The organism is Pseudogulbenkiania sp. NH8B (assembly GCF_000283535.1).
Lineage (GTDB): Bacteria > Pseudomonadota > Gammaproteobacteria > Burkholderiales > Chromobacteriaceae > Pseudogulbenkiania > Pseudogulbenkiania ferrooxidans.
In genome coordinates this window covers 1,680,271-1,687,500 of sequence record NC_016002.1, presented here as the reverse complement: position 1 = coordinate 1,687,500, position 7,230 = coordinate 1,680,271, and the positions used below count along the sequence as shown (strand labels likewise).

At 65.7% G+C, this 7,230-nt stretch carries 7 protein-coding genes (1 of these 7 only partly in view); 1 reads left to right on the top strand and 6 read right to left on the bottom strand.

All coding sequences use genetic code 11. The features are described from left to right. The 6 genes from NH8B_RS07800 to NH8B_RS07775 all read right to left on the bottom strand — a co-directional run. Positions 1-1,539 carry the 5' portion of a Tex family protein gene (locus NH8B_RS07800; RefSeq protein ID WP_014086790.1) on the bottom strand. It extends 765 nt beyond the left edge of the window, so 1,539 of the gene's 2,304 nt are visible here — the first part of the coding sequence; the start codon lies at positions 1,537-1,539; its stop codon lies off the left edge, out of view. 57 nt (positions 1,540-1,596) lie between these two features. Further along, positions 1,597-1,953 (bottom strand): SpoIIAA family protein, encoded by a 357-nt coding sequence (locus NH8B_RS07795; RefSeq protein WP_008953873.1) that lies wholly within the window; start codon positions 1,951-1,953, stop codon positions 1,597-1,599. A gap of 36 nt (positions 1,954-1,989) precedes the next feature. After that, entirely contained in the window at positions 1,990-2,877 is an 888-nt protein-coding gene (locus tag NH8B_RS07790; RefSeq protein WP_083844246.1) for a DMT family transporter, read from the bottom strand. A gap of 31 nt (positions 2,878-2,908) precedes the next feature. Next, entirely contained in the window at positions 2,909-3,793 is an 885-nt protein-coding gene (locus NH8B_RS07785) for a DMT family transporter (RefSeq protein ID WP_014086788.1), read from the bottom strand. Beyond that, positions 3,790-4,317, bottom strand: coding sequence for a hypothetical protein (locus tag NH8B_RS07780; RefSeq protein ID WP_014086787.1), 528 nt, complete (start codon positions 4,315-4,317; stop codon positions 3,790-3,792). Before NH8B_RS07780 ends, NH8B_RS07785 begins: the two co-directional genes overlap by 4 nt. A gap of 67 nt (positions 4,318-4,384) precedes the next feature. Beyond that, positions 4,385-5,494: an aromatic ring-hydroxylating oxygenase subunit alpha gene (locus NH8B_RS07775; RefSeq protein ID WP_014086786.1), complete on the bottom strand. Its 1,110-nt coding sequence runs from the start codon at positions 5,492-5,494 to the stop codon at positions 4,385-4,387. A 530-nt stretch (positions 5,495-6,024) separates the two neighbouring features. On the opposite strand from NH8B_RS07775, the gene NH8B_RS07770 reads away from it, so the two are divergent. Continuing rightward, the gene (locus NH8B_RS07770) at positions 6,025-7,227 is read left to right on the top strand and encodes an acetate/propionate family kinase (protein WP_014086785.1); all 1,203 of its coding nucleotides are present in this window, start codon (positions 6,025-6,027) and stop codon (positions 7,225-7,227) included. The last annotated feature ends 3 nt before the right edge of the window (positions 7,228-7,230 follow it).

The following is a 7,230-nucleotide window of genomic DNA, read 5'->3' as shown; positions in this document are numbered from 1 at the left end:
GAGGCCGGACACCCGCGCCAGCAGCGGTACGGAGGCAGTGTTGACGTCGACGCCGACGGCGTTCACGCCGTCTTCGACCACGCCGTCCAGCGCGCGGGCCAACTGACTTTGGTTGACGTCGTGCTGGTATTGACCGACGCCGATCGACTTGGGATCGATCTTGACCAGTTCGGCCAGCGGGTCCTGCAGGCGGCGGGCGATGGAGACGGCGCCACGCAGACTGACGTCGAGGTCGGGAAATTCCTTGGCGGCGAGTTCGGACGCCGAGTACACCGAGGCACCGGCTTCGGACACCACGATCTTGGTCAGACCGAGTTCGGGGTGACGCTTGATCAGATCCTGCGCCAGCTTGTCGGTTTCACGACTGGCAGTGCCGTTGCCGATGGCAATCAGCTCGACCTTGTGGCGTGCCGCCAGCACCGCCAGCTCGGCGATGGAACGATCCCAATCGTTTCGCGGCGCGTGCGGGTAGATGGTGCTAGTGGCGACCACCTTGCCGGTGTTGTCGACCACCGCGACCTTGGTGCCGGTGCGCAGGCCCGGGTCGAGGCCGAGCGTCGGGCGCTGGCCTGCCGGGGCGGCCAGCAGCAGATCGTGCAGGTTGGCCGAAAACACCTTGATCGCCTCGGCGTCGGCGGCTTCCTTGACCCGCGATACCAGTTCCAGCTCGAGCGACAGGAAGATCTTGGCGCGCCAGGTCAGACGCACGGTGTCGAGCAGCCACTTGTCGGCCGGGCGGCCGGCGTCGTGCACGCCGACGTGGGCGGCGATGAGTTGCTCGTAGGCGGAGCGTTCGGTGATCGGCGTTTCGTCCGGCTGGTATTTGATGGCGACCGACAGCACGCCCTCGTTACGGCCGCGCAGCAGTGCCAGCGCACGGTGCGACGGAGTGGAGCGGATCGGTTCGCGGTGCGCGAAGTAGTCGGAGAACTTGGCGCCCTCTTCTTCCTTGCCGGCCACCACGCTGGCGGCGAGCTCGCCCTCGCTCCACAGCTTGTCGCGCAGACGGCCGAGCAGTCCGGCGTCTTCGGCGAAGCGTTCGATCAGGATGGCACGCGCGCCGTCGAGCGCCGCCTTGGCATCGGCAACGCCCTTGCCGGCGTCGACGTAAGCCTCGGCCGCGGCCGACGGGTCCTGCGACGGGTCGGCCAGCAGGCTTTCGGCCAACGGCTCGAGCCCGGCCTCGCGGGCGATCTGGGCCTTGGTGCGACGCTTGGGCTTGTAGGGAAGATAGAGGTCTTCCAGCGTGGTTTTGTTGTCGGCACCGTACAGCGCGGCCTGCAGCTCGGGGGTGAGCTTGCCCTGCTCGGTGATGCTATTGAGGATGGCGTCACGGCGCTCGTCGAGCTCGCGCAGATAGCGCAGGCGCTCGTCCAGCGTGCGCAGCTGGGTGTCGTCGAGCCCGCCGGTGACTTCCTTGCGGTAGCGGGCGATGAAGGGAACGGTGGCGCCACCGTCGATCAGTTCGACCGTGGCAGCCACCTGGGCTTCGCGGACGTTGAGTTCTGCCGCGAGGCGGCGGGCAATGCTAGGCAACATCGGCTTTGTTCTTGTCGTCGGAAAAAAGCCGATACTGTAGCCCGTCTGCCCGCAAAATCAAGCGGCGACAGGCCCCGCCAGCCAGGCCTGGGCGGCTTCGGCCGTGTCGAAGTACTGTACCTTGGTGTGGGACATCAGGCCGGCGATGTGCGCAGCGAGCTTGATCCAGACGTCTTCGACCACGATGGCGACGCGCCCGAGCTCCTTGTCGTGGGCGCGGACGAAGCGTAATTCCTCGACCGCCATGTCGATGGTGAAATCCTTCAGTTCCGAGAGGTCGAGGAAGATGTCGGGCTTGCCATGCTCGGCAATGCGCTTCATCAATGCCACCTCGAGCTCCTTGAAGTCTTCCAGGGTGAATTCGTTGAACAAGGCCACATCGAGGCCGTAATCCTGCTCGCGAATGGAGATCATGCCTTTGCTCCTGAGGTGAGGGGACTCATTGTTATTCTAGCGCCGGCTGGCGAGGATGCCGCTGATCACGATCAACGTCATCGCAACGAAACTGGCCAGCGTCAGGCTATCTTGCCACACCAGCACGCCCAGCAGGGTGGAAAACACCACGGTCAGATAGGACAGGTTGGCCGCCACCAGCTTGCGGCCGACCTTGTACGCCCGCGTCATCGCCAGTTGCGCCACGGTGGCGGTGAAGCCCAGCCCCAGCAGCAGCCAGACGTTGGTGGCGGTGACGACATGCCAGCGGTCGAACTGCATCAGGACGGCGCCGCCGGCAGTGGAAATCAGCGCGAAGTAGAACACCACGCGCCATTCCGGCTCGCCCAGCCGGCCCAGTTCGCGCACGTGCAGGTAGGACCACCCCGCGAGCAGGCCGGAGCCCAGGCCGAGCAAGCCCGCTTCCCAGCGCTCGCCGGCCAGCGTGGGCCGCAGCAGCAGCACCACGCCGACGAAGCCCAGCGCCAGTGCGGCCACGGCCCTGGAAGAGAGGCGTTCGCGCAGCACCAGCACCGACAGCAGGGCGAGGAACAACGGCGAGGTGTAGTTGAGCGTGACCGCCGTGGACAGCGGCAGGTGGGCGATGGCGTAGAAGTACAGCAGCAGCGAGATATAGCCGATCAGCCCACGCTGCACGTGGTAGCGCAGATGCGGCGTGACGAAGCGCTCACGGCGCCAGCACGCCGCCACACCGAGCGTCAGGGTGCCGAAGGCCGTGCGCCAGAACACCAGTTCCGTCGAGGAGAAATGCTGCGCGCCCAGCTTGACGAACAGCCCCATCAGACCAAAGAACAGCGCGGCGACCACCATCCACGCCGAGCCGAGGCGCCAGCGGGAAACGGGAACGTCGGGAGCGGCCAACGCCGGCTCGGTAGGTTTCATCATGTTGCAATAGAAAGGATTGGACGAAGCGGGTTCAGCGGCGCGCCGCCAGCACCCCGGAAAAAACGATCAGCAGGATGCCGGCGAGCGCCTCGAGCGGCAGGACGTCGCCCCACAGCAGCACCCCCAGCACCGCGGAGAACGCCACCGTGAGGTAGGCGAAGCTCGCCACCAGGAATTTGCTGCCGTCCTTGTAGGCGCGGGTCATGGCGAGCTGGCCGCACATGCCGGTGAGACCGACACCCAGCAGGGGCCAGAAGGTCTCCACGCTCAACGGGGTGAAGCCGGGGCCGAGCAGCAGCAGTACCGCGCCGAACACCGAGGAGATGGCGAAAAACCAGAACACCACGCGCCACGGCGCCTCCCCCATCTTGCCGAGTTCACGCACCTGGAATACGGCGAATCCGGCGCTGGCGCCAGAGGCCAGCCCCATGGCGGCGGCAAACCACATGTCGCTGGCAAAGGTTGGCCGAAGCAGCAGCAGGATGCCGCCAAACCCCACCGCCAGGGCCAGCGCCGCGGTGCGCGTCAGCGGTTCTTTCAACCGCACCAGGCAGATCAGGGTGAAGAACAGCGACGAGGTGTAGTTGAGCGTGATGGCGGTGGCGAGCGGCAGGTGCGTCAGCGCGTAGAACAGCAAGCCCATCGACACGTAGCCGATCAGGCTGCGCTGCAGGTGCCCGCGCCAGTTGGGCGTCAGCGGATTGCGCCGGCGCGCCACCATCACCCCACCCAGCATCAGCGCGCCGAACAGGGTGCGGTAGAACAGCAATTCGAGCGCGCCGAAGGAGCGCCCGCCGACCTTGACGAAGACGCCCATGAGCGCGAAGAACAGCGCCGCCACCACCATCCAGCCGGCCCCCAGGCGGCCGCTGCGCAGGCGCTGCCAACCCGGAGCCCAGGCCACGACCCGGTTCATGAGCGGCCCTTCTGCACCACCAGCGACAGGCAGACCGACTCCAGCGAGCGGCGGTAGGTGTGGTACTCGGAGGCATTGGCGGCGCAGCGCGCCTCGATCACGTCGTGCTGGCCTGTCAGCAGGAACACCTGCAGATTGCGGCGGATGATCCACAGGCTGTCGGAAACGAACTGCCCTTCGCGGTAGCTCACGGTGAGGCGCCCGGCGGTCGGCACCCATCGCACGAGGCTGGCGGCCTCGCGATCGCCGTCGGCACGGCGGTAGCGTTCGGCCAACGTTTCCAGCGTTTCGCCACGCGCCAGGTGTCGCCGGTGGATTTCCACGCTGATCGCCGCGCGTTCGCGCTCGTCGGCCTTGGGCGGCACCACGCGCAGCGTGCGCACGCCATCGACGCGGGTGACGCGCACCTTCCAGCCGGTCGGGACGGTGAAGCTCAGGCGGTCGAGCGGGTCGAGATAGGCCGCTTGTGCCGCAACGGCGAACAGTAGCAGGAACAGCGCGAGAAGGCGGGAGGTAGCAGGCATTACCGGATCGGATAAACAAAAAGGCGCGGAAATCCGCGCCTCGCCATTGTGCACCGAATCACCGGGCTTAGCCAGCCAGGTGCTCGCCCATCAGGCGCCGGTAGAACTCGTGGAAGTGCTGCATGCCATCTTCGGTCGGCGACTGGTAAGGACCGACCTCGCTCTCGCCGCGCAGCCACAGCGCCTTGCGCCCCTGGTGCATGCGATAGCAGATTTCGTCGTCTTCCTTGGCGGTTTCGAAGTACGCCGCCTGCTCGGCCTCGATGAATTCCGGCTCGAACCACACCACTTCTTCGGGATAGTAGAACTCGGTGATCACCGTGCACTTCTCCGGGCCGCGCGGAATGGCCACGCTGGCCACCAGCACGTGCGGATACCACTCGATCATGATGTTCGGGTAGTAGGTGAGCCAGATCGCGCCGAATTCCGGCTGACGCTCGGCGAAGCGGCGCAGCACTTCGTCGTGCCAGGCGCCGTAGACCTTGGAGCCGGGACGGGCCAGCTTGTTCTTCACCCCGACCGTCTGCACGTGGTACTGGTCGCCCCATTCCCACTTGAGGTCGCCGCAGTCGACGAAGTGGCCAAGGCCGGGGTGGAACGGGTCGACGTGGTAGTCCTCGGAATAGACCTCGATGAAGGTCTTCCAGTTGAAGTCGTACTCGGTGACGTGGGCGCTGTGGAAGGCGTAGCCGTCGAAGCTCAGGTGCTTGGCCACGGCGAGCTTGGCGAGGTCGGCGGCGACGTCGCGGCGGGCGTCGAACAGCAGGCCGTTCCAGCTGGTGAGCGCGGTCTGGCCCAGGTTGAGGCACGGCGTCTGCGGGAAGTGCGGCGCGCCGACCAGGCTGCCGCCCTTGTCGTAGGTCCAGCCGTGCAGATTGCACACGATGTGGTTACCGTTGCCGCGCCCCTGGTAGATGGTGGCCTGGCGATGGCGACAGACGTTGGAGATCAGCTTGACCTCGCCGTCGACGCGCTTGAGCATCTTGCCGTGGTCCATCCAGGCCAGCGTCTGGTAGTCCCCTTCGTTGGGCACCATCAGTTCGTGGCCGTAGTATTGCGGCGCATCGGCGAACAGCAGCTTTTGCTCCAGTTCGTAGAACGCCGGGTCGAAATAGGTATAAACGGGGAGCTGAGCGGCAGACGCTTGAAGCAACTGCGGTGAAGCCAGATCAGACATTATTCCCACACCTCCGTGGAAGAAGATATAAGACCAGCCGAATCTCGCTGTTAAGAAGACGAGTTTACGGAACAGATTCAAAAAAACACAAAGGACCCTGCCGGGTCCGAGGCCGGGATTGTGCCCCCATTCCCCTGCCCCGGCAAGCTTTTTTTACCGCGCCACAAAACGCGGAGAGGGTGCCTTGTCGCCAATTTCCGGCATCGTTGCGCCACAAATCCAATTTACCCTTTTTTCCCGCAACAAATCAGAGTCTTGTACATTTGATGCAGCGCAACATTAGCGTCAGACTATGTGCTATAGTCTGCGCCGCACACACTTCGACACAGTCACGCCAGGTGCCGTAACACAACCGCCACCGGGCCACGCCCTGCAGGCACTACCCGCCAACACACACCGGCGGGCAGCCATGCCACGGGGACGACACGCCGCCGCCGGCCCAGACCGCGGCCTGCGAGCCGACTGTTTGTCGAAACACCACGGGAGACGCGTTTTTTTATCATTCACCCGTAATTTGCAAGACTAAGCCTATGAGTTCGAGCATTCTCGTCATCAACTGCGGCAGCTCCTCGCTGAAATTCGCCCTCATCGACACCACCACGCAGCACGCCAGTCTGACCGGCCTCGCCGAAAAGCTGGGGCTCGACGACGCCCAGATCACCTTCAAGCATCAAGGCGAGAAAACGGTGCAGACGTTGGCCGAAGGCAACCACGCCGCGGCGATGCGTGCCATCCTCGCCCAACTGCAAGGGCGCGGACTGTTCGACAGCGTGCAGGCCATCGGCCACCGCGTGGTGCACGGCGGCGAACGCTTCAAGGCCTCCACCCTCATCGATGACGAGGTGATCGCCGCCATCGAAGACTGCGCCCGCCTGGCGCCGCTGCACAACCCGGCCCACGTGCTGGGCATCCGCACCGCCATCGCCTGCTTCCCCGGCCTGCCGCAGGTGGCGGTGTTCGATACCGCCTTTCACCAGAGCATGCCGCAGCGCGCCTACCTCTACCCGGTGCCGATGGCGCTGTACCGCGAGCACGGCGTGCGCCGCTACGGCTTTCACGGCACCAGCTACCGCTTCGTCAGCGCCGAAGCGGCGCGCATGCTGGGCAAGCCGCTCGAGGACATCGCCGTGGTCTGCGCCCACCTCGGCAACGGCGCCTCGGCCGCGGCCATCCTCGGCGGCAAGAGCGTCGACACCACGATGGGGCTGACCCCGCTGGAAGGGCTGGTGATGGGGACGCGCTCCGGCGACGTCGACCCGGGGCTGTTCGGCTACCTGGCCAGCGAGCTGAAGCTCGATGTCAACGCCATCACCGAACTCCTGAACAAGCAGAGCGGCCTATTGGGTCTGTCGGAGCTGTCGAGCGACTGCCGTGAGCTGGAAGACGCCGCCCTGGCCGGCGACGGTGCCGCGCAGCTGGCGCTGGAGGTGTTCAGCTACCGACTGGCCAAGCAGATCGCCGCGCTGACGGTGGCGCTGGGCCGGCTCGATGCGGTGCTGTTCACCGGCGGCATCGGCGAGAACTCGTCCTACCTGCGCGAACGCGTGGTCAAGCTGCTGGGCTTTCTCGGCCTGCGGCTGGACGCCGCCGCCAACCAGCGCTGCATCCGCGGCCAGGCGGGCTGCATCACCACGCCGGGCTCGGTGCCGGCGCTGGTGATCAACACCAACGAAGAACTGATGATCGCGCTGGACACCGCCGCCCTGGCCACGCCCGCCGCCCTCACCCGCTAAGAC

Coding starts and splice junctions, on each gene's coding strand:
- NH8B_RS07780 (WP_014086787.1), bottom strand. CDS start 4,317: ATGCCTGCTACCTCCCGCCTTCTCGCGCTGTTCCTGCTACTGTTCGCC.
- NH8B_RS07770 (WP_014086785.1), top strand. CDS start 6,025: ATGAGTTCGAGCATTCTCGTCATCAACTGCGGCAGCTCCTCGCTGAAA.
- NH8B_RS07790 (WP_083844246.1), bottom strand. CDS start 2,877: ATGATGAAACCTACCGAGCCGGCGTTGGCCGCTCCCGACGTTCCCGTT.
- NH8B_RS07775 (WP_014086786.1), bottom strand. CDS start 5,494: ATGTCTGATCTGGCTTCACCGCAGTTGCTTCAAGCGTCTGCCGCTCAG.
- NH8B_RS07785 (WP_014086788.1), bottom strand. CDS start 3,793: ATGAACCGGGTCGTGGCCTGGGCTCCGGGTTGGCAGCGCCTGCGCAGC.
- NH8B_RS07795 (WP_008953873.1), bottom strand. CDS start 1,953: ATGATCTCCATTCGCGAGCAGGATTACGGCCTCGATGTGGCCTTGTTC.